We start from the raw sequence: 23,423 nt of genomic DNA, 5'->3' as shown, positions 1-23,423 counted from the left end.
CCAGTCCTAAAGATTTAAGAGAACAAGTGTACTTCTACACTTAGATAGAATAGCGGTTTTCAGGGATAAGTCAAGGCAGATTATTGTTAGGACGGGATGAACTGAGATTGCAGCGTCGTCCCGTTTGATACGGAACTCCTCGCAACGACGTACTGGAAATGTCTGCTTTGATTTCTTGTAGCACACCGCTTGCGGTGTGATCTTAATGTTGGCGCGCGACAGGGACGTCCCGCGCGAAGAGATATTAACGTGTCAGGCGGGGCGCCCGACACCACAGAACGCTTGAGTCGTTGCGAAGACTCTTTGTCCTCGATTTGGTCTTTAATCTCTACTTGAATTCCACTTTGAGATTGAGCGTATCATTTTCCCGAATGACAAGCGCCTGTGTGCTTTGTCCTTTGCGGAATTTTCCAAGTGCCGACATATAGGCGTTGATGTCATCAATTTTATAATCACCGAGCTTGATAATGACATCACCCCGAAGAATGCCTGCCCGCTCGGCTGGCCTGTTCGCGGACACGCCATCGACCCGCAATCCCACAACCTCGGCGATGTAGTCGGGCATTATTCCAAGCGTCACAGAGAAGGAGCGTGCCATTTGTCCGGTTTCGTCTTTGGTTTTCTGAAAAGCGAGAGTGGTCTGGGTGCTGTCAAAATGGGATATAATCTCTGTGACAACGCCAAGCACTCTGCGGGTCCCTTCGAGGTTTATTTTGGAGGCAATATCTGAGGGTTTATGATAGTCCTCGTGCTGGCCAGTGAAGAAGAAAAGGACCGGAATGCTTGCGTTGTAAAAGGCCGTATGATCGGAAGGGCCGGTGCCGGTCTCTTTGAATGTCATTTTCATATCCGACCGGGAATAGGTGGCGAAGTAAGTCTTGAATGCCTCTGCCGTTCCGGTTCCGAAAATGCCCAATCCGCTGTCTTCAACTTTCAGGCGGCCAATCATGTCCATATTGAGCATCATACGGATCTTGTCTGGCGCGACTGTCATATTCTTTGCAAAATGATTTGAGCCAAGAATGCCGGTCTCTTCGCCTGAAAAGGCTATAAAAAGAAGCGAGTAGTTTGATGGTTCGGGCTGTTGAATAAAATATCGGGACAGTTCAAGCACTCCAGCAGTCCCCGAAGCGTTGTCATCGGCACCATAATGTATCAGGTGTTCGGTCCCGGTATAACGCGAAGCCGCGTTACCCCAGCCGAGATGGTCGTAGTGACCGCCTACGATGACTGTGCTGTCACTTTTGCCTTGAATAAATCCAATGACATTCATTCCAGTGTCTTTGACCCTTACAAGATCAGTGTTTCCCGACACACGGGTAATTTTGGGCTTTTGCAAGTCCAATCCGAGTTTTTTAAGCCCCGCGCGTTTAAGCCAAATTATCGGGATTTCTTTCACCGCAATACGTGTGGCTGCCATCGACGGGATGGTGTCATCCTGATTCAACGGGGTAACAAAAAAGATTGCGCTCACTTTATTGTCGATTGCCGTCGCGATTTTGTCGGTCAAAGAACTGAATTTGTCGAAATCAACATGCGGGAAAGAATCTGCCGATGGAGCATAGCGACGGATAAGCACAGGTTTGCCTTCGACAGATTTGCCGTCGTAGTCGTTGTACTGGCCATCGCCACTATTGATGCCGTAGCCGAGATCCATAACCTCGTTGAGAACAAAGACGCCGCTCGATGATTGAAGCAATGGCACATATTCCTCATGGAGGCGAAGCAATTTGCCGTTGATAAGTAGCGTGTTTCCTTGACCATACTCGGTACCTTTGGTGAATTCGAAATACTGGAACCAACTGTTATTGTCACCTTTGGGTGTCAGGCCTGAGGCCATGAATATCGACGCAATATACTGGGCGGCTTTTAATTCACCCGGCTCGCCGACCTCGCGTCCTTCCATTGAATCCGAGGCAAGGATACTAATATGTTTAAATATGGAGTCGGTTGAGATAGTATAGCCGGAGCTTCTTGTGTCTGCGGCCAAAGCCAGTGAAAGCCCGATGATGTAAAAATATGCTTTGAGCATCAAGAACCCTTTCATTGTGAATATTCTCTTTAACTGGGAGCAATATAGAGAAGTATTGACGTCGAGTCATGTAGATTTTTAACTCTGAATAGTTTGCCCATTGGCAAAAGATTACTATATTGCGATTGAAAGAGAAAATTCGGATGAAGAAAGCAAGGATCGAGTTTGCCTGACGACATCAAAATCACGAAGAACAAGAACGCATTTGGGAATATCCCGGATTTGTTGGTCGTCGCCGTCATACTCTTGGTGGCTATTATAGCATATTTGTTGTTTTTTGAGCGGCAAATTCCCGCATCGCCGACAACTCACGGCCAGACGGATTCCCGTCCGGGTATGAATTCCTCCTTGTTGAGCCAACTGCCGCAGGATTTCGGTTCTCTGGTAAGTCTGGGGCACAGTTTTATGGACTCTGCTAATTATCCGATGGCCGCCGAGGTTTATGCCCGGGCGCTAGCCATCGACAGCAGTTCTTTGGATCTTCGGACTGATTATGCTACATGCCTGAATGGTATGGGCCTTCCCGACAGGGCTATCGATGAGTTTCGCAGAGTTCTTGTAATCAATCCGAGCCACATGGTGGCCCATTTTAATTTAGGGATTGTTTTTCAGGCGAAGAACGCTATGGATTCTGCGAGAGCGCATTGGCAGGAGTATTTAAATCTCGACCCCAATGGACCGGCCGCCCAGTCGGTAAGAAATTTACTTCAGGAGACGAAACCATAGTTTTATCAATCGAGAGTTTGATAGTGCCGTTTGTGTTTGTTTGACTTATTATAGTACGAGGTAATGATGGCACACAAACTCTTCTCTGCTGGACTCATTGCGGATTTAATAGACTTTATTTTCCCTGCCTTGTGCGCTGGTTGCGGTAGCTATTGCGAAAACAGAAGCGGTCTCTGTGAACTCTGCAATAAACAAATCCAAACATTTTCAAAGCCGTTTTGTTTGGCCTGCCTCACACAGGCCGATATTGAAAAGAAATGTCCGCATTGCAAAGAAGTGATGACTCCGCTGTTTGCCTATGGCGACTATTCCGGTCCCCTCAAAGAAATAATTCGTCAGTTGAAATTTCATGGTGTGACGACACCTGTCAACTCAATAGCCGGGAGACTTCATGCCCAGTTCGCTGACCTTATCGAGCCGTTAACAGCCGATACTCTTGTCCCCATTCCGCTCTATTCAGGCAGGGAATACCATAGAGGTTATAACCAAGCCGAACTCTTTGCGCAAGCGATAAACGGTCAGTGCTCCATGTCTGTGAATACGGACTTACTGTTTCGAAATGTAAAAAAGAAGGAACAGGCGAAACTTCGCTTTGAGGATCGCATCGAAAATATTAAAAACGTGTTTGAATATGCGGAACCAGCGGATGACAACCAGTCCGGGTTGAGAATTATTCTGGTCGATGATGTCATCACCAGCGGTGAAACTGTCAAAGAGGCAAAAAAAATCCTTGAGCAGAATGGACATTTTGTTGTGGGCGTGATGGCAATGGCGCATGGGGTATGAAAGAAGGGGTATCGATGAAAACCGCAACTGGCGGGTCAGCCGAGATGTATGTGGAGGATTTCCTACACCATCTTCGCCTTGAGCGGGGGTTGTCTAAGAACACAGTTGACTCCTATCGAAGCGACCTTTTTTCATTCTTTTCCGGCGCATTAATAAAAGCACCCAAAGATATCACGCCCAGGAACGTAAATGATTATTTCAGCGGCTTGAGCAAAAAGGGACAAAAACCATCGACCCTGGCAAGAAAGATTTCCTCCCTTTCGCTCTTCTTTGAGAGGCTTCAGTCGCTTGGAATCGTTTCGACAAATCCAAGCGTTGCATACTCTGCGCCCAAGATATCCCGTTATCACCCCGATTATCTTTCTGTCAAGGAGATTGAATCAATTATCGCGTCGGTCGAAACCCTTTCAAAAGAGAAGTTTCGTGATCGCGCGATCCTTGAGATTCTCTACGGGAGCGGGCTTAGACTTTCAGAATTGATTGGACTCGGCTTGAGCAATGTGGAATTTGAAGCCGGTTTCATACGAGTGACCGGCAAAGGAAACAAGCAGCGTATTGTGCCGCTTGGAGGATTTGCCAAAGAGGCGTTGGTTGCGTACATACATCATCAATCACCAAACAACCCAACTTTCGGCAATTCAGCCATTTTTGTCAGTCGGCTCGGTAAACCCTATTCACGGGTCGGGATGTGGAAAATCATCAAAGAGTTGGTTCATCAAGCCGGGATAACCAAAAAGGTCACCCCCCATACTTTCAGGCATTCTTTTGCAACGCATTTGCTTGAGGGAGGAGCGGACCTGCGGACAGTACAAGAAATGCTTGGGCATGCCGATATATCTACTACGGAGATTTACACCAGAATAGACCGGGACTATATCATTGCCGAACATCGAAAGTATCACCCTCGAGAACTTGCGGGCTTCAAATGAGACATCATTTGGTCACGGCCTTGTTTATCATTTTGCGATAAAACAAAACGGCGTTAGCCTCGACTTTCATCTCAAGCAATTTTTCAAAGGGAAAGAACTCTCCTTTCATTTTTTCGACGATTTCGAAAAGCTGGTGACAATCTGTCAGAGGCACCAGATCAATGTCATCCTCGTCGGCGGGAAATCTGATTTTTTTAAAGAGCTTGAGTTGATTCAGGCGATAAAGCAGAACGTATTTCTCTCAATTATTCCGGTAATCCTGTATCATCCTGAGCCGAGCAACGAGACGATCATCGCGGCGTACGAAAACGGGGCGGAAGACTTCATTCATGGCGAGTGGATAGAGAAACTTGTTGAAGTTCGCATCCAGCGGGTCATTGCAAGAAGTATACGCGATCTATCGGTTAATCCCTCAACCCGTTTGCCGGGTCCGGCAATGATTGAAGAGGAGATAAACAGACAACTTGCAATGAAGGCAACCTTTGCTGTCTGTTACGCCGACCTTGATAATTTTAAGGCCTTCAATGACTATTACGGCTACTCTTTCGGCGATAAACTCATCAAACTTACGGGACGGATTATCCGTGACACGGTTTTCGATACCTGTCGCGAGGGATTTGTCGGCCATATTGCCGGAGATGACTTCATCTTTATCATACCGGATGATTTGATTTCAAATGTATGCGGCTGGATAATTAAGTGTTTCGATGCCTTTGCCCCCAATTACTATGAGAGCGAAGACATCGAAAGGGGATTTATAACAATTGAAAATCGCAAAGGGATAATTGAGAGCTTTCCGATACTGTCGATCTCAATTGCGGTTGTTTCGAACTCAACACGACAATTCGGTCATATGGGCGAATTGTCAAAAATACTGGCGGAGCTAAAGAGAGCCACGAAGCAGCTCCCCGGCTCAAATTATATGGTCGATCGAAGAAAAGACCATTAGCGCCAGCCTCAGTCTTTCGAATCCTTAAAAGAGAAATAGGCCAGTAATCCTGCCACACAGGAGAACATCAGCAGGGCGAGCCAAGGTCCAAAAGCTCCGCCGAGGCTTCCCAGCATCCCCTCATGGGCGTCATAGTATCCGGCAAATGTAACCGAGGCTCCGATCAGGAAGGCCACTAGCACACCAATCAGGGCATCACCAGCGACCATGCCGGAGCAGAATAGAATACCTCTGAAACTTCGCTGAGTCTTTTTACTTTCAGGCGAAAATTTGTCAACGGCCATAGCAACTAATCCGCCAAGCAGTATGGGGGATGAAAGTGAGAGCGGCAGATAGAGTCCGATGGCAAAGGGGAGTGAGCCGATGCCCAATAGTTCGATTGAGAGCGCCAGCATTCCACCCACAAAAATCGGAGTCCAGGGGAGATTGGAATTCATTACTCCTTCGACCAGCGTCGCCATGACATTGGCCTGAGGTGCGAGCAACGGAGTTCGGGTTGTGTCACCGGCGACAAAGCCGAAGGCGTCATTCAGATAGTACAGTGTGAAACCCATCGCCAGAGCGGGAAAGACAAGTCCGATAAATTCAGTGAGCTGCTGCTTCCACGGAGTTGCACCCAGAAGGTATCCGGTTTTGAGATCCTGCGCGATGTCGCCTGACATGCACACGGCGATGCAGACAATTGTTCCGATAGACATGGCCGTAATCATTCCGGGGATGCCCGAGACTCCAAATTGAATGAGCAGGAGACAAGTGACCAAAAGGGTCGCGATAGTCATTCCTGAAACCGGCGATGACGAAGAACCGACAAGCCCGACAATTCGCGCGGCTACTACGACGAAGAAGAATCCGAATAGCGTTGCTATCGACGCGCCCAGAAAACCAAGCTGGCTTCCGGGTAGAAAAGTCATTATGACGACGATTACCAAAACACCAATCACCACCCATTTCATGGAGAGATCACGAGTTGTACGCGGAACAGTGTTCGAATCTACCTTCTTTCCTGTCAGTTCCTTTAAGCCGTGACCGAAGGACGAAATAATCACCGGAAAAGCCTTGATGAGTGACACGAACCCACCCACAGCAACAGCGCCAACGCCTAAATATTTTATGTACGATCCGCGAAGCTGCGATGCTGTCATGTCATTAAGCGGAATTGTCCCCGGAGGAATAATAGCATCAGGGATATAGCCGCCTATAAATGAAAGCAACGGGCCGATTCCCAAATATCCCAAAACCGCGCCGCTGAACATGAGGGCGGCGATCCGTGGGCCGATAATATAGCCGACGCCCATTAACGCAGGAGTGGCATCAATGCCGACTGTCCCGCCTTTGAGTAGTCCTCTGAATTCATAGTTGACAGATTCTGGCCAAACTTTAAACATGTTGTAGCAAATTTTATACGCCGCCCCAATTCCAATTCCGGTGAAAACGAGTCGGGCTTTGCCGCCGCCTTCATCGCCCGCCATAATAATCTCAGCGCATGCTGTCCCTTCGGGAAAGGCAAGTTTGCCATGCTCTTTCTCCACAAGGTATTTGCGCAGAGGAATCATAAGGAGGATTCCCAAGCTTCCGCCAAGCATCGCGAGGAGAAAAATATCGAGCTTTGACACAGTATGTTGGTAGCCTGCGGCTACAAGCTGTTCGTTGGCCGACCAGATGAAAAAAGCAGGTATTGTGAAAATAATCCCCGCGGCAAGCGATTCTCCGCTGGAACCGATTGTTTGGACTATATTATTCTCGAGAACTGTTCCTTTGTTTTTTCTGAATAATAGCTTAAAAACAGCCATGGATATAACGGCCGCTGGAATCGAGGCCGATACGGTTAGGCCGAATTTTAGTCCGAGATAGGCATTGGCGATCCCAAAGACGACTGCTATTATAGCGCCAAGAATTACAGCTCTCCATGTTACTTCCGGCACAGTTTCGGTGTCGGCAATGAATGATTTGAAGACTTTAGGTTTCTCTTTTTTTGCTGAGTCTGCAACCTGCATGACACCTCCTCGGCCTGTATCAACTGATGATTTTTAGCTAAAAAAGCATCAAAGTTGTGGAATGTCAAGGATTTAGTGTATATCGCAAGCCCAGACCGCCTCTTTGCGGAAGGGCTCTCAGAAGTGGCAGTGTGTTTGCTTAATAATCTTTGGAGAAGCCATGGCCGACGCAGAATCTGTGTCTGCCCAGAGAGGTAGACTTTGTTGACCTTGAAAATTTGCATAATTGCCTAAGTTTTTGTTTTGACGCGATTTTATGAAACTGTTATCATAATGGCGTGTTCAACTCTCAGACAGGCAAAAGAGGAAGAATCTTCTTTTTTTATTCGCATTTATAACAAGATTGAGCGCAAAAAACCTTGACAACGATAGCAGAGAAGTGTAATATGCCTGTAGGTAATCTAACGCCGATACTGACTAATCCGATTGCAAACGAGTTTTGGTCATTCATACAGGCACACAAATCGTATTGTGGAATAGGAAGCGGCTGCTGGGAACGAGGGATTGTTCTGAAGCCTTGTCAGCCTTATCATCAACCAGTTTAGCCCTGAGGGGTGAACCTTGTTCAAACGTTTTAAAACCATGACAGTAGTCGTTGCTGTACTTATGGCTCCGGCTCTGATTCTTGCCGCGGGGAACCGCTTAGCTCCTTCCAAGGCAACAGCAGGAACGGACAACACAATCACTATTCCTTTGGAAATTTCCAACTTGGATGGTCTAATGGCTATGGACATTCCGTTAAAGTTTTCTGAAGGCGTAACTCTCAAAGAGGTTACCTTCGAAAACACACGTACGGAATACTTTGATCTGAAGTTGTCTAACATCAATAACGAGAAAAACACTGTCGTTATCGGTATGATCAGCCAAGCGTCCGGTGAACGCAAGCCGGAGCTCACTGCTGGCGAAGGTGCCGTTGCAAACCTTGTGTTTACCATTGATAATCCTGCGATTACAGAAGTGACTTTGGAAGCGGTGAAGCTTGAATCTCCGCACCACTCGCTACTCTTCATCTATCGCGAAGATGGCGCAAACGGCTCCGTACACACCCGTGTCGAGCCCAAGTTCGAGAATGTTACAGTCTCTCTTTCAGGCATCACCCCGGATGGAATGCCGAAAGAATTCAGTCTGAACCAGAACTATCCTAATCCGTTTAACCCGTCGACCCAAATCGCGTTTGCTTTGCCAACCGCTTCAAAGGTCGAATTGTCAATCTTCAATGTGCTTGGCCAGAAGGTCAACACTGTTGTCGACGGTGACATGCCAGCGGGGAATCACACGGTAACCTGGGACGGCCGAAATGCGAGTGGAAGCTCCGTGTCAAGCGGTGTCTATTTCTATCGCATCGTTGCCGGATCGAATATCCAGACCCGCAAGATGATGATGTTAAAGTAAGGATATTCTTACTTAGTTAGTTATATTACGCGTTCAATAAAGTGTCGAAGGCCTTTTGCGCTAGTCACGCAAGAGGCCTTTTTTCATTTTTCCTCGCACATTCTGCTCTCAAAAGTACCCCTATCATAGTAGCTATTGCGTAATTGCGCTATAGGCCCCCCTCTGACATGTTCTCGTGCCTCAAAAGTCATTGAATAGAAGTCGATTAGGAGACAGTGTGAGCCACAGGGACAATATGGCACAGTTTTTGTATATGTACAGCCTACCAGTGAATTCGGTCAACTTACCAGAGCCGTATATGTGAGTGTACGTTCGTGTTCGAGATTATTGTCGGTCTTTCTTGGCGGTTATACCGTTGATAATGCGTTTCACTGGCATGTGAGAAAAAAAGGACTCCGAGTCATCTCGAGGTCTTATTCGCACTATCCTGTCTGTACACAGCAAGGCTGTCCGCTCTTTTCCCTTGACTTAGGACGCCCAAGCTTCTACCATGGCCGGAACTTGGGAGAGGACTACACTATTCTAACTGCCTTTAATAACTGGCTCAAAAATTTTGCGTTTGAATCTCAGCGCCTCGTTTTCTTTTCATTCAAGATGACGCTTTCGGTTTTCGGCCGGCCATTCTATTTTACTGAGACACTTGAGCAAATGTATCTTATCGGAGTGGGTTCGCTCTATCTGGTCGTACTGACTGGAATATTTGCCGGACAAGGCTTTGCTCTGGCCTTCTCGCAGGAATTGGCTGATTTTGGGGCAAAAGACTATCTCGGACGAATAATGGCCATTGCTATTATTCGAGAACTCGGACCGACCTTGACGGGCCTGATGGTCGCCTCGCGGGTTGCCGCAGGGATTACCGCCGAGATTGGCGCTATGAAGTCATCGAATCAGCTCGATGCCATGACCGCCTTCGGCATTGATCCCATCAGGAAGATTGCCGCACCGCGGCTTATTGCGCTTTTTATTATGGTCCCGGTACTGACGATTCTGATGGACGTCATCGCTATCTTCGGTGGATGGGTTGTTGCCGTGCTCATATCACATGTATCGTCAACATTGTACTGGGCGAGTGTGAAAGAACGACTTGTTTTTGGGAATCTATTTATTGGAATATTCAAACCATTCGTGTTCTCATTTGTGATTGCCTTTATTTCTTGTTATAAAGGATTTACATCAGAAGGCGGGACTAAAGGGGTAGGGCAGGCAACCACTAATTCGGTGGTGCTGGCATCGATTACAATTCTCATTGTGAACTTCTTTATCACCAAGGTCATATTTACTTATATCAAAGGGTATTTATGATCGAGTTCAAACATGTACACTTCTCCTATGGAGAGCGCCCTATTCTTCAGGATGTAACATTCAATCTCAACAACTCAGAATCGGTCATAATTATGGGGCCATCCGGATCAGGCAAATCGACAATACTGCGGCTTATTCTTGGTCTTGAGTTTCCTCAGCAAGGGGAAATACTTATCAACAACGAGAGTCTTCGCTTTATGAAGGAGAAAGAACGTCGTGAAGTCCGGAAACATATCGGAATGGTATTTCAGGATGGCGGGTTATTTGATTCTTTAACTGTCGGCGAAAATGTGGGCTATTATTTATTTGAGCACACCAGCCTGCCCCTGCATGAAATCGAGCAGCGAGTAGTTGAAATGCTTGGCTTTGTTGATCTTGAATCCGAGGAAGTCATCGACAAACTGCCGGAGCAGCTTTCGGGGGGAATGCAACGGAGAGTCGCTATTGGGCGCGCACTACTTTCAACGAGCCCAACGATAATGCTCTACGATGAACCAACCACAGGCCTTGATCCACAGGCCACTCAAAAGGTTTTGGGGCTTATGAACAAGCTCACACGAGAAAAATCGATTTCTACTATTGTTGTCACTCACCAGATTGCAGACGCCTTCACACTTGCCGACCGCTTTATGATTATATATGATGGTATGCTGGTGTTCGATGGAAATTTGGAAAAGCTCCGCGCCAGCGGCGATGAGAGGGTGCTTGAATTTCTGGAACCCTTTCGTGCTTCGCACTCGCTGGTAGTTAATAAAGGATTTGTAAATGGCGACTAATAATGAAGTGTCTATTTTTCGGACGTTTGAAGTTCAACCAGAATCGATCGGGTAAATAAAATGAAACGTTCTATAAATATTGGCTGGGGTCAATTGCGGGTTGGTCTTCTTATCATGTTTGCCATAGCCGCTCTCATGTGGGCTTCACTCGGCGGGGGCGGGACATCCATTTTTGACAAGAAACAGCATTTTGTGGCGTATTTCAGGAACGTCAATGGGCTCTTGAACGGCTCGCCGGTTTGGATGTCCGGTGTCGAAGTCGGCAACGTCAAAAAGGTCGAGTTTGTCAATTTGGATTCTCTTCGCCAAGTAAAAGTAATTGCCAGGGTAAAAGAGGATCTTTGGCCAATGCTTACGCCCGGGACAGAAGTGCAGATTGGCACTATTGGCTTCCTTGGCGATAAATACGTTGAAATTATTCCCGGACCGGTAGGCAAAGGATCTGTTGCTGAGGGGGCGACACTACCAACTCGAGATGTCGGCGATGCTTCATCAATGTTGAAGGCAGGAGAAAAGGCTCTTTTAAGTGCGGGTGCGGTGGTCAATAACCTTGACACTTTGCTCTCGAATATCAACAACGGAGAAGGGACGCTGGGCAAACTTGCAACAGACAGCAGTTTGCATATCGAAATGGTGCAACTGATTAGAAATCTCACAAAGCTGACCTCCTCGCTCCAAATTACCCAAGACAAGTTGAGTACATCAATCGGCTCAATGTCCTCTTCAGTCGCATCATTGAGCAATCAGATTCAGAACAAAAGCGGCACGCTCGGACAGTTGTTAAATGACCCGAAGCTCTATGATAACCTGAACTCGACGACCGCCCGTCTTAATAGTGTGGTCGCCAGGATACATGCTTCAGAGGGAACGTTGGGACTGTTGGTGAGCGATACGGGAATGTACAAAGAGGTGGTTAACCTTGTGGTGAGGATCAATAATCTTGTGGCGGATATAGAGCAAAACCCACGCAAGTATTTTAAGGTCTCTGTGTTTTAGAGAAGCACAGCGCAATCAGACGACTTCGACTGCCAGCATATATTCAAGCAATTTCATTACGCTTTCTTTGCCGACATTGCCAACTTCAAGAGCCGGCCCCACGCATGTGGGACAGCCTTCTACGCACTGACACACTTTTACATGTTCATAGGCGGCCTCAAAAAGTTTATCATTTTCGGCATACAATTTTTCTGCAAGACCGACACCACCTGGAATATTTTCATAAATGTAGACGGTCGGACGCTCGGTAAACGGCGCTCGTACCTGTGAAATAGAGCGCAGGTCCCGGCTGTCGCACATTACCCAGAGCGGCGCCATTTTGCCGAGGATATTGGCCAGGCCACGAAGCGCGCCGGCAAATTCCGAATTGCTTATTCCAAGTTTGAATGTAATGTCAGCAGGAAAAGAATACCAAAATGCGCTGGTGTGCATTTCAAGCTCGGGCATGGTGAGATGTCCTGAACCGACATTTTCATGGGTATGAAACTTAATCTTTTTGAAGAGAACCGTGACACTTGTGACCGATACATCACCGCATTGAATGCGAGCATCATCAAGAGAGATGGTTTCGCTATTAACCTCGAGCACCTTGAGCGTCGTCTTCGTTTCGGCGTCGGTATAGTAGTTGACAGATACTTCCTTTACATAGGCCTTCTTTCCATCCCAATCCAATTTTGTCACCTGATACTGCTCGGCTCCGTGCAGATAAATAGCCTCGGGATGTAAAAAAAGGGGAGCGGAGAACCAATCGACTTCTCCGATAACAGCCGAGTTCTTTGATTCATTCAAAATGACGAAATTATCTGGTGAAGCTGATCTGAGCGAGACCTGCTGTGCCGGGTAAATCTCGGACGACCAGTGATATCGATTTCCGCTGCGGCGCACCAGTTTTTCTGATGCAAGAAAATCGAGAATCTTGCCAACCGCGAGATCGCCGGTATATTCCTGGATAGTGAACGGCAATTCGAAAGCAGCGCATTTGATATGATTCGTTCGGATTATCAGGTTGTCAGGATCAATAATTCCATTTTCAGCTGTTTTCTCAAAAATATACTTGGGTTCCGCGCAGAGAAACTGATTTATGGCCGAAGAATTGGCGACCATGATTGTCAACGACATACCAGATCGACGGCCTGCGCGTCCGGCTTGTTGACGAAGGGAGGCGATTGAGCCGGGGTAACCGACAATAATCGAGACATCCAATGAGCCAATATCCACGCCAAGTTCGAGGGCGTTTGTAGAAACAACTCCGGTTATGGATCCGGAGCGGAGACCTTGCTCGATTCGCCGACGTTCATTGGGGAGATAGCCGCCTCGATAACCAGCTATCGAAATACCCTCGCCAAACGAGCCTTGCAGTTCCTTTTGCAGATAGGTCAGGATGACCTCGACATAGAGTCTGAAATGGGCGAAGACTATTGTTTGAATATTCTGCTTCAAGAATAACGAGGCTAAACGAGAGGCCTCATTAATCGATGATTTTCGGATACCGAGCTGTTTATTGATGACCGGCGGGTTATAGATGGCAAAGTGCTTTTCGCCTGATGGAGCGCCATTGTTGTCTATCAGCATGACAGGCCGGCCGATTATGCGGCTTGAGAGTTCTCTCGGATTTGCAATAGTCGCGGAGCAGCAAATAAATGTCGGATTCGAACCGTAGAATTGGCATATGCGATGAAGCCGCTTAATAACATTGGCCAAATGCGAACCAAAGACGCCGCGATAGTGGTGAACTTCGTCGATGACGACAAAGCGCAGATTCTCAAAGAGTTTTATCCATTTTGTGTGATGCGGCAGAATACCGGCATGAAGCATATCCGGGTTAGTTACGACTATATGTCCCGCGGAACGAATCGCGCGACGGGCATCATTTGGTGTGTCGCCGTCAAAGGTGTAGGTCTTGATGTCGACTTCCAGCTGCTGGATAAGAGAGTATAGCTCAGCAAGCTGATCCTGTGAGAGGGCCTTGGTTGGAAAGAGATACAGCGCTCGAGAATCCGGATGTCTGAGAATATGATTGAGCACAGGGAGGTTGTAACAGACCGTTTTTCCTGAGGCGGTGGGCGTAACCACAACCACGTCCTTGTCATCTGAGACTGCTCTGAAGGCATCGGCCTGATGAGTATAGAGTTGTTCGATACCGCGCGTTTTGAGCGAGTCCACCAGACGCTGGTCGATTTCCGAAGGGAAATCAACACACCGAGCATCGCGGGCGGGGTATGTTTTCCAATGGGTGATATTTCCGGCTAAATCTTTATCCCTTTTCAGAGAATCAATTATCTGTTCAAGGTTCATGGAGCGAGAACGGAAATAAACTATATTGTAATATTGGTCAGGTTCCGGCGGCAAATATCACAGAACTTCTCTGACTTGCTATCTATATCCAGCATTACCTTACTAAAATAATTTACACATCTCGGATTGCGGCAGGCAATAAGCTCATACATATGAGCCAGCATATGTACCGACTCTTTATAGAGGCGCGGGTAAATGCGGGTCTCGTCCTCGGGCAGTCCATAAAACTCCTGACGGATATTGTACAGAGAAATAATTGCAGTGCCGGAAAGCCTGTCCACACAACTCATTATATGATTGTCTTCGGGCAAATAAAGATCTTCTTCGCAAACCGCGATGACCTTCTCGCGGCTGTTAGCTTTGCTTCGTTCGATTTTGGAAAGAATAACCTGGGCGTAGTATTGATTGCGGACGACATTAAAGGCCTCTGGCGGCATCTTCATCCCTTTAAGGATATCGACCGAGCGATTGAAAATTGGTCCGACATTGGATGCCAGTTTATTGACCATCATAAAATCAACATCGCCCATCGGGACGACTACAATTTTTGACTTTAGAAGTGAAACTCCAACTACTGGCGCCATAACAATCAGCCGTAAATTATCGTCTCTTCACGAATCGCACCAAATCCGTCCGATCCATCTCTGCCCTGATGAATTCGGTCCTTCTGAGTTGCTGACTTTTCCACAAGGGAAATATACAGCTTTGCCGCTCAAATATTACAAAAAGTATCTGCGAGTTCATTTTATTTTTGTATTTATTGCCTGATGTATCACAAATTATCCCTGCCGGTTAACAATCTAACAGTTTGTGAACATCCCAGTCGGGAGGCTCCTAAAGTCACAAAGTGTTCACATTGTTCCACCGTCCGTATGCCGCCTGATGCCTTCACATGAATCTTGCCATCTGCTGCCCTGAATAGCAACGCAATATGATGAGGCGAGACCTCTCCGAAAAATCCGGTCCCCGTTTTAACAAACTGAGCGCCTGCGTCGATAACCGCTCGCGTTGCTCCGACCTGCTGATTTTCCGTCAGTAAAGGACATTCGATTATCACTTTAAAAATAATCCTCTCGGGCAAGAGTTCGCGGATACGTTTCATCTCGCTGCCAGCTTCGATGAAATTTCCTGAAACAAGCTGACCGATATTGGCGACCATGTCTATTTCATCGGCCCCATCTTCAACTGCTATCTCGGCTTCATATACTTTTACGTCGGTACGTTGGGCTCCGAGCGGAAAACCGACAACAGAAACGATTTTCACTGAGGTTTCTTTAAGAAACTGCTTTGCATGGCCAACCCAGACAGGATTGACGCACACTGCATAAAGTGAGAGAGAGGCAGCCTCCTGACACAATTGCCGAACTCCCGATTCAGTCACATCGGGTCTAAGAGCGGAATGGTCTATGAGAGAGGGCAGTCTTTCCAGAAATGGCTTTATTATCATCGGACAATTTATTTATGAGAAGATAGATTTGCGAAATGACAGACCATACCCGGAATATTCAATGAAGAAAATATCAGCCAAAGTTGCGGCGATATCAGCAAAGGTTCCCCGGGTTCCGAGGTTGATTCCTGCTCTGACATGTTTGCCATATATAAGCAACGGTACATACTCTCTGGAATGGTCGGTCGATGTTTTAATAGTCGGATCACAGCCATGATCAGCGGTTATTATAAGCAAATCGTGTTCTCGAAGGAGAGGGAGAAGGTCACCAAGCCGTTTATCGAACTCCTCCAAGCCTCGTTTGAATCCTTCCTCATCATTTCTGTGCCCCCAGATTTGATCGAAATCCACGCAGTTTGCGAATATGAGATGGTTTCGATTGTCATGTTCTACTGCATTTTGAATCGCAGACATGACTTCCTGATTGTTCGACGTCTTTATTGATTCCGTGATTCCCCGGCCTGCGAAGAGGTCATAGATCTTTCCGATCGCCAAGGTATCGCAGTTTCTTTTGATGAGCAGATCAAGAATGGTATCAGTCGGGGGGAGACGCGAGAAATCTTTCCGGTTTCCAGTTCTGACAAAGGCTCCGGGTTTACCGACAAAAGGCCGGGCAATAACCCGTCCGACATTATATTTGTCGACGCAGACATTCCGGGCAGAACGGCAAATTCTGTACAAATCCGGAATTGGGAAAAGATCTTCATGGGCGGCAATCTGAAACACTGAATCAGCCGAGGTGTAGATAATGACTGCGCCGGTTTTTAGGTGCTCCTCTCCAAGTTTGTCAATTATCTCTGTTCCACTCGCAGCAACGTTTCCAATTATCTTGACATGAGCTGATTTTTCAAATGTTCGGACAAGTTCATCGGGAAACCCATTTGGGAAAACAGGAAAAGGCTCATCGAGAATAACCCCGGCCATTTCCCAGTGTCCCGTGGTCGAATCTTTCCCAGCGGACTTCTCCGCCATTTTTCCATAACAGCCTATAGGCGAGTTGTGCGCAGGGATACCTTCAATCGGCGTGATATTCCCCAGCCCCAGACTTTGACAGACGGGCATATTCAATCCCCCGATAGATTGTGCCAGGTTTGGCAATGTCGCCGAACCTGTATCGCCATATTGGGCGGCATCAGGAAGTTCGCCAACTCCGCAGGCATCGATCACGATGAGAATTACCCGGTTGAAAGACATGAAAAAAGGTAGAAAATAAAAATTGAGGTGTAAATAACAAAGGCGGGTCTGGTATCACCTTTGTTATGCTGAGATTTTTCCCGCTCCTGCCTAATGAGAAGCATGAAAAGTGTCTTTAGGTAGAAGTCACGCTTTTCTCTCGCTTGGTCAGAACCAACTCGACGTCGTACTCGGCTTTTGTTTTGGATGAGACGGCTATACCGTCTCGATACATTCGTCGGTCACCATCGATAACTCGCTTTTCGCGTTGGAGGACAAAAACCCCTTCGGTGTAGGAATGATAGCACACTCCTGTGAGTGTAATTCGGTTCACGCCTGAAATAAAGTCCTTTTTAGCCGGATCGGGCTGGATTGGAATAACAAGTCGGCCTTCGTATTCAATAACGACGCAGTCGTATCCTTGCTCACGAACAAAAGCCGTGACACGATACATTGTCGATGTTTGCAACGGAATATCTTCATGGACAATCTTGCTCGTTTGTGTCCAGGTCTGGCCGACTGTTACTTCCTCTGCGGGGAAGACCGGCCAGGCCTGGTCAATAAAATTTTTCATATATGTCAGGTCGCCTTTCTCTTCGGGAGAGGCATATTCAATGTCGATCAATTTGCCGCGTGGGGAAAGAGAAATGATAAGCTCTTCCCCTTGGAAGCTGGTATCGATAACTGAAGAGTCTTTGTGATTTACCGTTCTCTGTTTATAAAAATTTGTCTGTAAGATTTCAGCCACAGAGTCATCTACAATTCTCCGCGTCGTTTCCTCGGTTAAAATGGTCAGCTCGTTTGACCTGTCGAATGTGATAGAATCCCCTTCGATACCTTTGGCGCTTCCCTTGAAGGTTGTCGTGAAGTAAGTCTTCGTCCCGGGTTCGCTCTTTAACCGAAGCGTGACTGCCTTCTCGCCTGTTGAACAGGAAATACAGAGCGCGGCAAGGAGTGAGAGTGAAAAGATGGCGGTTGTTGGTTTCAAAGTGAGGCTTTCTGTGGAATATGTCTGAATTGTTTTTCTCTCATTTATCGAGTCGCAAGCAGGTCGGGAAGCATCTCTACCCTTCCAAGCAGACCGGGGGGGGACATCATCAACATTCCCTTGGTGATATAGAACTGTTCGGCTTGGCTGTTAATGGAGCTATTATCGTGGTCAACAAGCCAGCCCATTGATCCGACGGTCGTCGTCTGTGAGACTGCCATGTGTAAAGGGTTAGACCGCTGTTGATACTTTGTTCCGAGGGTAACGGCGGTGAAGAAAATTGCCAGTGAGGCGGCTACCGATAAAAGTGCACGGAGAAGGCCCCGACGCTGATTTTGGCGCTCCGCCTCGGAGTAGACCGGAATAACGCGGGGAGTTTCGGAATTGACAGTTTTGGCTAATATAAGTTGTATGGTTTCGTCCCAGTACTCCTGACCGGGTTCGGGCGCTGTTTGGGCGCTCAATAAACTCCTCAGACGAGCTAAGGCATTGTACTCGTTGCTGCATTCTGTGCAGGATTCAAGGTGTAATTGAACCTGTTGGGTCTGGGCAGTTTCGAGTTCACGGTCTATATAGTCGTCAAGGAGCGACATCGCATGGTGGCACGTCATATTTACTCCTCTTTCGCAAGTCGCTTCTTTAAGATGTTCTTCAATTTAGATCGCGCAATGTGGAGATTTGATCGAACGGTGGCCTCCGGACAGTTGAGAATCACAGCTACTTCGGCCTTGGTATGGCCTTCAATGTCGTGAAGAACGACTGTAATCCGCTGCTTTGGAGGGAGGGTGGCAAGGGCCCGATTTATCTCCGTCATGATTACCCTGTCCTCGAAATCGTCTCGCGGTGTTCTCACCGATCTCGCCAAGTCAAGCTGGGAGTCGGACGGCAGACCGATTAACTCGTCGGAAATCTGGATGTGTCCTTTGCGTCTCCGCAGCATATCTATGGCATAATTGGTAGCGATACGTACCAAGAACGAGGTAAACGTGTTTACATTCAGCAACTCCTTCTTTTTCTTGTATACCCGGACAAATGTTTCCTGTACAACTTCATCGGCGTCCAAGTGATTCCTGACAATCTGAAAGGCCACTTGGTAAATTTTTTTCCGATATCGAGTTACCAACTCCGTAAAAGCGGCAGAATCTCCCTCTACAAATCTCTGAACCAGTTCGGGTATATCATTTGTCATTCCCCAGTTGTCTGACCTCTGCTGTTGATATATAGACGCACAAGTGGTTTAGCTGTTTAATCTCTAAATTCATACTGCTTGCTATTTGTTCAAAGATTGAGCAATAATGTATACTTGTCAATGTTTATTTGGACAACGACTTAGAGGGAATTATCGGTCATGGCTGAAAATCCGTCATTACCCGGCAAGTATAAATACTTTACGGTTGGCGCAATCGGGACATTCATGGCGACTCTGGATGGCTCGATCCTGAATGTCGCCCTTCCGACAATTTCACGGGACCTGAATGCCCCGATTGATCTCGTGGCCTGGGTTGTGCTGTCATACAGTCTCACACTTATTTCACTGATGCTCATTTTCGGGGCTTGGGTTGACCGTCGAGGTTATTTTTTTGGTTACCAGTTCGGTTACATCTTTTTCATACTTGGTTCAATTCTCTGCTCGCTTGCGACAAACATTGAGATGCTTCTTTTCGGGCGCGTGGTGCAGGCCGTGGGAACTGCCATGTTTGCTGCTATCGGGCCTGGGTTAGTTACAACCGTCTTTCCCAAAGAAGAGCGAGGGAAAGGGATTGGGCTGATGATTATGATGGTCTCGGCAGGCTTCATGATCGGCTTTCCACTCGGAGGGGTGATGCTTGGGATATGGACATGGCATTCCCTTTTTATTGTGAATCTGCCCATAGGCGCGGTCGGGCTTTGGTTTGTCTATGCCTATTTTGGCCGCCTTCCGAAGCCGGAGAAAAAGGGGCCGTTTCCTTTGAGAGGTGGGATCGCTGTATCACTGACTTTGGTAACATTTACTTACGCCCTATCGCTTCTTGATAATCGCGCAGTCAGCGATCCTCTTGTCTTGGGTCTTGTTGCTCTCTCAGTGATGTCATTTGTTATTTTCATTTTCAATGAATCGAAAGCAGAGACCGCGTTAATTGGATTGGGCATTTTCAAAAACCGGCTTTTCACCTTGTCCATCTCCGCTCAGACAATGCAATTTCTCGCAACGTCAGGAGCAATTGTTTTGCTCCCTTTTTATTTCGAGGAAGTACTTGAATATGCGCCAAAAGATGTCGGGTTGCGGCTTTTCATCCTGCCAATTATGATGTTTGTCTTTGCGCCGCTTTCAGGACGATTGTCAGACAAGATCGGCTTTCGCCTGCTCACAACTTTCGGCTTGGTCGTAATCGGACTTGGTTTGCTTATGATCTCAAACTTTACCCTGACTACAACCGATCCATTCATATTTACCAGTCTCGCTCTCCTGGGTGCCGGAGTCGGGATATTTAGCACGCCAAACTCGTCGGCCTTGATGGGCTCAGTTACTGAAAAGGAAAGGGCGATAACATCGGGGATTTTGGCGACCAATCGGAATATCGGAATGGCAGTTGGGGTGGCATTGGCGACCTCGCTCTTTTCGCATTTTCAAAAAGTGCAGGGAGCAATTGTCGATAAGAAGCTCTTGTTTGCGGCAGCGTATCAGCCAGTTTTATACAGCTCCATGATTTTTGTAGGGATTGGTATTATCTTTTGTATTTTGCGGTCAAGTCCCTTGAGAGAACAAAAGCATTGACATATATCGGCTGATACTATATTGTTGCAGGCCTATAACGGGGCCATAGCTCAGCTGGGAGAGCGCTTGACTGGCAGTCAAGAGGTCGCGAGTTCGATCCTCGCTGGCTCCATTTTTATCACGGTTTATCAGTCCAATTACTCCTAATCTGCAGCCCAAAAGAGAAACTCGATTCAAATAATCCGCTTTCTGTCTGCAACCTATTCCCTGGATTTCCGTAAAGGACCAATAAGTATTTGAAAAGAACAGACAACACGAGCTGTTGTGGGAGGAAAGATTTAATGCGTAAGCCGATACAATCAGGTCTTGCAGCGATTGCCCTGCTCATCTTCTATGGAACTGGGAATGGGGCAGCCATCACCGAAATAGTAAATCCGAAGCTGGGGGAAATTCATGCGACCGGTTTCGAATTGTCCAAAGCTGGCGAAATCCAGATTGAAGCGGTCGGGCTTCGTTCGCAAAACGATGACAATATGCTTGTCTATGCCTGGATTATTGATGCCGGTACTCGGGAGGCCGTTTGGGTGATGCGAGAGCAAGGAACAGATAGAGCCGCAGGCAGCAGATCGCTTCGCAAAGCCGAGAAGACACTTATGCTCGAAGCCGGACGTTACGAGGCCTACCTCTATTCTGGCCCAAATTACTGGTTTGGTATGGGTGATTTCGGTGGCAACAATGTAGGGCAGATAATCGGCAATGTCTTTTTTGGTAAAGATGACAAAATCGAGCGGTATATCGACGATTGCTATGTCAAAATCTCATCGGCCACAATGGGTGGTTCAGATGTCAAACAATTCGAAGTGACCGGAGATATGCCGGGCGCTTTGTTTAAGGCAAATAGACTCCGCGATTCAGAGCATGCCCAGTGGGGATTTACATTAGATAAGCCGTCAAATCTTCGCATCTATGCCATCTTGGAACAGCCGGATAATTATCGTTCGCCTGTCGACGGCGGCTGGATTGTCAATGCCGATACCCGCGAAAAAGTTTGGGTACTTGACCGCTGGGATACCGAGCGAGCCGGCGGAGGAAAGAAAAACCGTCGGTTTGACGACGAAATCCGACTCGAAAAAGGAAACTATGTTCTTCACTTTGTCACCGATGACTCGCATTCGTTTGAAGAGTTCAACGCCAACCCTCCGGTAGATCCCTTTAACTGGGGAATAACGGTTCTTCCGGGCGCAGGATTTGATAATTCTGCGCTACACACATACACCCCGCCTGAAAAAGGAAAGCCTCTTATTGATTTCACTCGCGCCCGCGACAATGATAATTCTGAGCAGGCGTTTACCCTTACAAAAGAGGCGAAACTCTATATTCTCGCCGTCGGAGAATTTTCAAATGGCGGAGATGAGTTTGCCGATTACGGCTGGATACAAAATGCGACAACTGGCAAAACCGTGTGGGAGATGACGGATCGCAACACCGAGCATGCCGGCGGAGCGGAAAAGAACCGTATGTTTGATGGGACGATCACGCTTCCGGCTGGTGATTATATCGCATACTTCTCGTGTGATGACTCCCATGCCTACCGAAGCTGGAATTCGGACAAACCGTTTGATCCCAAAGCATGGGGGTTGGCAATCTATCCCACAAGCGGCTCCAATGCATCTGATTTCAAACAAATTGCTCTCACTGAGGTCAAAGCTGGAGAAAATATGCTGGTGAATTTGACTCGTGTCAAAGACGATGAGCACCGTCGCGGCACATTTACCCTCGACAAACCAGCTACAGTCCGCGTGTACGCTCTTGGTGAGGGAACCGGCGGGGATATGTCAGACTATGGCTGGATTGAAAGTGAGGAGACCGGCGATGTGGTGTGGGAGATGACTTGGCGCAACAGCCGCAATGCCGGAGGGGCAGTCAAGAATCGCGTGTATGACGGCGAGATAGAACTCGAGCCGGGCACATACAAAGTGTTCTATGAATCAGACGGTTCACACTCGTTTAACGAATGGAATGCTTCGCGTCCGAGGGATTACCGTAATTGGGGAATCACGGTAAGTCTTGCTGGAAAGTAGACGTTTAAATAATAAATTCCAATCGTTCCGAGCTAGAGATCGGGGTTGTTGCAAGAAGCAGCAGCCCCGATTTTATTTGTCACCTTTCGAGTGGGTGATAGTCTGCTGGCTCTGGTACTTTCCCTTTTTGTCGGCATACGATGTCAGGCATTCTTCATCTGACTGCAGAAATATCAGTTGGGCGATACCTTGAAAAGCATAAATCCGAACCGGGGCAGGGGATGTGTTTGAAAGCGACAGTGTTGCATATCCTTCCCATTCCGGCTCAAATGGTGTCACATTGACAACGACGCCAGAGCGGGCATAGGTTGATTTTCCAAAACAGACTGTGAGAATATCGCGTGGGATGTTGAAATACTCATGAGACCTGCCGAGCGCGAATGAGTTTGCGGGAATGACGATCGAGTCTGATTTAACACTAGCAAATCTGTCGCTGTTGTCCTTTTTCGGATCAAGCTCGGATGGGTTGTCACTGCGAAATATTTTGAATTCGTCGGCGAGGCTGATGTCATAGCCATACGATGACACGCCAAAGCTGATTCCCTGTCGAACCTGGGTCTCCGTGAACGGCGCTATCATTTGGTGAAGTCGTGACATATCAATTATCCAGCGGTCAGATTTTATAGGCATTCGATTCCTTTCGATAGGCGAAGCAGTTTAACTTATGCGGCTCATAGTACGCCTTGCATTGATGGTTGTAAATGGCCAAAATGGCCGCGATTGTATGCATTCTCTAATAATAGTCTCCATGAAAATATAAATTGCTCTAAGACATTAACATGCAAACTCCTAATTTTAGGATATAGGAGTGAAACAGACAAAAATCTGCTTTGCTTTTGGTCGCAAAGAGCCTACATTTAGC

The 23,423-nt window shown here is 47.3% G+C and carries 20 protein-coding genes and 1 tRNA gene; 11 read left to right on the top strand and 10 right to left on the bottom strand.

Annotation, left to right across the window (positions count from 1 at the left end; genetic code table 11):
- Nucleotides 1-328: 328 nt before the first annotated feature.
- Complete coding sequence (locus SGI97_05675) at nucleotides 329-2,047, bottom strand: M28 family peptidase (GenBank protein MDZ4723375.1); 1,719 nt, start codon at nucleotides 2,045-2,047, stop codon at nucleotides 329-331.
- A 150-nt stretch (nucleotides 2,048-2,197) separates the two neighbouring features.
- Between SGI97_05675 and SGI97_05670 the strand changes: the two genes are divergently transcribed.
- From SGI97_05670 to SGI97_05655, 4 genes are all read left to right on the top strand, one after another.
- Nucleotides 2,198-2,758, top strand: a complete 561-nt coding sequence (locus SGI97_05670) for a hypothetical protein (protein MDZ4723374.1) — start codon at nucleotides 2,198-2,200, stop codon at nucleotides 2,756-2,758.
- A gap of 63 nt (nucleotides 2,759-2,821) precedes the next feature.
- Complete coding sequence (locus tag SGI97_05665; protein ID MDZ4723373.1) at nucleotides 2,822-3,544, top strand: ComF family protein; 723 nt, start codon at nucleotides 2,822-2,824, stop codon at nucleotides 3,542-3,544.
- A 14-nt stretch (nucleotides 3,545-3,558) separates the two neighbouring features.
- Complete coding sequence (locus SGI97_05660) at nucleotides 3,559-4,473, top strand: site-specific tyrosine recombinase (GenBank protein MDZ4723372.1); 915 nt, start codon at nucleotides 3,559-3,561, stop codon at nucleotides 4,471-4,473.
- Nucleotides 4,424-5,422, top strand: a complete 999-nt coding sequence (locus SGI97_05655) for a diguanylate cyclase (GenBank protein ID MDZ4723371.1) — start codon at nucleotides 4,424-4,426, stop codon at nucleotides 5,420-5,422. Before SGI97_05660 ends, SGI97_05655 begins: the two co-directional genes overlap by 50 nt.
- Nucleotides 5,423-5,430: 8 nt before the next feature.
- Here SGI97_05655 and SGI97_05650 read toward each other — a convergent pair whose 3' ends face one another.
- On the bottom strand, nucleotides 5,431-7,416 hold the full coding sequence (locus SGI97_05650; GenBank protein ID MDZ4723370.1) for an oligopeptide transporter, OPT family: 1,986 nt from the start codon (nucleotides 7,414-7,416) through the stop codon (nucleotides 5,431-5,433).
- A 582-nt stretch (nucleotides 7,417-7,998) separates the two neighbouring features.
- Here SGI97_05650 and SGI97_05645 point away from each other — a divergent pair.
- The 4 genes from SGI97_05645 (at nucleotide 7,999) to SGI97_05630 (ending at nucleotide 11,882) form a co-directional block, all read left to right on the top strand.
- Complete coding sequence (locus SGI97_05645; GenBank protein MDZ4723369.1) at nucleotides 7,999-8,808, top strand: FlgD immunoglobulin-like domain containing protein; 810 nt, start codon at nucleotides 7,999-8,001, stop codon at nucleotides 8,806-8,808.
- Between the two features lie 300 nt (nucleotides 8,809-9,108).
- Nucleotides 9,109-10,110, top strand: coding sequence for an ABC transporter permease (locus tag SGI97_05640; protein MDZ4723368.1), 1,002 nt, complete (start codon nucleotides 9,109-9,111; stop codon nucleotides 10,108-10,110).
- Nucleotides 10,107-10,886 carry an ATP-binding cassette domain-containing protein gene (locus SGI97_05635; GenBank protein ID MDZ4723367.1) on the top strand — a complete coding sequence of 260 codons (780 nt, stop codon included), beginning with the start codon at nucleotides 10,107-10,109 and terminating at the stop codon, nucleotides 10,884-10,886. The genes SGI97_05640 and SGI97_05635 overlap by 4 nt, the downstream gene beginning before the upstream one ends.
- Before the next feature lie 60 nt (nucleotides 10,887-10,946).
- Nucleotides 10,947-11,882, top strand: coding sequence for an MlaD family protein (locus tag SGI97_05630; GenBank protein ID MDZ4723366.1), 936 nt, complete (start codon nucleotides 10,947-10,949; stop codon nucleotides 11,880-11,882).
- 15 nt (nucleotides 11,883-11,897) lie between these two features.
- On the opposite strand, the gene SGI97_05625 is transcribed toward SGI97_05630, so the two are convergent.
- The 7 genes from SGI97_05625 to SGI97_05595 all read right to left on the bottom strand — a co-directional run bounded on the left by SGI97_05625 (nucleotide 11,898) and on the right by SGI97_05595 (nucleotide 18,974).
- On the bottom strand, nucleotides 11,898-14,177 hold the full coding sequence (locus SGI97_05625; GenBank protein MDZ4723365.1) for a DEAD/DEAH box helicase: 2,280 nt from the start codon (nucleotides 14,175-14,177) through the stop codon (nucleotides 11,898-11,900).
- Between the two features lie 20 nt (nucleotides 14,178-14,197).
- Nucleotides 14,198-14,761 (bottom strand): hypothetical protein, encoded by a 564-nt coding sequence (locus SGI97_05620; GenBank protein ID MDZ4723364.1) that lies wholly within the window; start codon nucleotides 14,759-14,761, stop codon nucleotides 14,198-14,200.
- A 188-nt stretch (nucleotides 14,762-14,949) separates the two neighbouring features.
- Nucleotides 14,950-15,624, bottom strand: coding sequence for a deoxyribose-phosphate aldolase (gene deoC / locus SGI97_05615; protein ID MDZ4723363.1), 675 nt, complete (start codon nucleotides 15,622-15,624; stop codon nucleotides 14,950-14,952).
- A 12-nt stretch (nucleotides 15,625-15,636) separates the two neighbouring features.
- Entirely contained in the window at nucleotides 15,637-16,818 is a 1,182-nt protein-coding gene (locus SGI97_05610) for a phosphopentomutase (protein ID MDZ4723362.1), read from the bottom strand.
- A 115-nt stretch (nucleotides 16,819-16,933) separates the two neighbouring features.
- On the bottom strand, nucleotides 16,934-17,785 hold the full coding sequence (locus SGI97_05605) for a hypothetical protein (GenBank protein MDZ4723361.1): 852 nt from the start codon (nucleotides 17,783-17,785) through the stop codon (nucleotides 16,934-16,936).
- 44 nt (nucleotides 17,786-17,829) lie between these two features.
- Entirely contained in the window at nucleotides 17,830-18,396 is a 567-nt protein-coding gene (locus SGI97_05600; GenBank protein ID MDZ4723360.1) for a zf-HC2 domain-containing protein, read from the bottom strand.
- 2 nt (nucleotides 18,397-18,398) lie between these two features.
- Nucleotides 18,399-18,974 carry an RNA polymerase sigma factor gene (locus SGI97_05595; GenBank protein MDZ4723359.1) on the bottom strand — a complete coding sequence of 192 codons (576 nt, stop codon included), beginning with the start codon at nucleotides 18,972-18,974 and terminating at the stop codon, nucleotides 18,399-18,401.
- 159 nt (nucleotides 18,975-19,133) lie between these two features.
- On the opposite strand from SGI97_05595, the gene SGI97_05590 reads away from it, so the two are divergent.
- From SGI97_05590 to SGI97_05580, 3 genes are all read left to right on the top strand, one after another.
- Nucleotides 19,134-20,540 carry an MFS transporter gene (locus tag SGI97_05590; protein MDZ4723358.1) on the top strand — a complete coding sequence of 469 codons (1,407 nt, stop codon included), beginning with the start codon at nucleotides 19,134-19,136 and terminating at the stop codon, nucleotides 20,538-20,540.
- A 39-nt stretch (nucleotides 20,541-20,579) separates the two neighbouring features.
- Nucleotides 20,580-20,652: transfer RNA gene (locus tag SGI97_05585), tRNA-Ala, on the top strand.
- Between the two features lie 169 nt (nucleotides 20,653-20,821).
- Nucleotides 20,822-22,561: a hypothetical protein gene (locus tag SGI97_05580; protein MDZ4723357.1), complete on the top strand. Its 1,740-nt coding sequence runs from the start codon at nucleotides 20,822-20,824 to the stop codon at nucleotides 22,559-22,561.
- A gap of 72 nt (nucleotides 22,562-22,633) precedes the next feature.
- On the opposite strand, the gene dcd is transcribed toward SGI97_05580, so the two are convergent.
- Nucleotides 22,634-23,191, bottom strand: coding sequence for a dCTP deaminase (gene dcd, locus SGI97_05575; protein ID MDZ4723356.1), 558 nt, complete (start codon nucleotides 23,189-23,191; stop codon nucleotides 22,634-22,636).
- Nucleotides 23,192-23,423 lie beyond the last annotated feature (232 nt).

The sequence above is a fragment of the Candidatus Zixiibacteriota bacterium genome (genome assembly GCA_034439475.1).
Lineage (GTDB): Bacteria > Zixibacteria > MSB-5A5 > GN15 > FEB-12 > JAWXAN01.
The sequence above is the reverse complement of the archived record's forward strand: the minus strand, read 5'-3'. Positions and strand labels throughout refer to the sequence as shown.

Bases quoted from the DNA above. Each gene is read 5' to 3' on its own strand.
- SGI97_05675 (MDZ4723375.1), bottom strand. From the start codon at position 2,047: ATGAAAGGGTTCTTGATGCTCAAAGCATATTTTTACATCATCGGGCTT.
- SGI97_05610 (MDZ4723362.1), bottom strand. From the start codon at position 16,818: ATGTCTTTCAACCGGGTAATTCTCATCGTGATCGATGCCTGCGGAGTT.
- SGI97_05600 (MDZ4723360.1), bottom strand. From the start codon at position 18,396: ATGACGTGCCACCATGCGATGTCGCTCCTTGACGACTATATAGACCGT.
- SGI97_05580 (MDZ4723357.1), top strand. From the start codon at position 20,822: ATGCGTAAGCCGATACAATCAGGTCTTGCAGCGATTGCCCTGCTCATC.
- dcd (MDZ4723356.1), bottom strand. From the start codon at position 23,191: ATGCCTATAAAATCTGACCGCTGGATAATTGATATGTCACGACTTCAC.
- SGI97_05635 (MDZ4723367.1), top strand. From the start codon at position 10,107: ATGATCGAGTTCAAACATGTACACTTCTCCTATGGAGAGCGCCCTATT.
- SGI97_05660 (MDZ4723372.1), top strand. From the start codon at position 3,559: ATGAAAACCGCAACTGGCGGGTCAGCCGAGATGTATGTGGAGGATTTC.
- SGI97_05645 (MDZ4723369.1), top strand. From the start codon at position 7,999: ATGACAGTAGTCGTTGCTGTACTTATGGCTCCGGCTCTGATTCTTGCC.
- SGI97_05625 (MDZ4723365.1), bottom strand. From the start codon at position 14,177: ATGAACCTTGAACAGATAATTGATTCTCTGAAAAGGGATAAAGATTTA.
- SGI97_05630 (MDZ4723366.1), top strand. From the start codon at position 10,947: ATGAAACGTTCTATAAATATTGGCTGGGGTCAATTGCGGGTTGGTCTT.
- deoC (MDZ4723363.1), bottom strand. From the start codon at position 15,624: ATGATAATAAAGCCATTTCTGGAAAGACTGCCCTCTCTCATAGACCAT.
- SGI97_05650 (MDZ4723370.1), bottom strand. From the start codon at position 7,416: ATGCAGGTTGCAGACTCAGCAAAAAAAGAGAAACCTAAAGTCTTCAAA.
- SGI97_05595 (MDZ4723359.1), bottom strand. From the start codon at position 18,974: ATGACAAATGATATACCCGAACTGGTTCAGAGATTTGTAGAGGGAGAT.
- SGI97_05665 (MDZ4723373.1), top strand. From the start codon at position 2,822: ATGATGGCACACAAACTCTTCTCTGCTGGACTCATTGCGGATTTAATA.
- SGI97_05590 (MDZ4723358.1), top strand. From the start codon at position 19,134: ATGGCTGAAAATCCGTCATTACCCGGCAAGTATAAATACTTTACGGTT.
- SGI97_05620 (MDZ4723364.1), bottom strand. From the start codon at position 14,761: ATGGCGCCAGTAGTTGGAGTTTCACTTCTAAAGTCAAAAATTGTAGTC.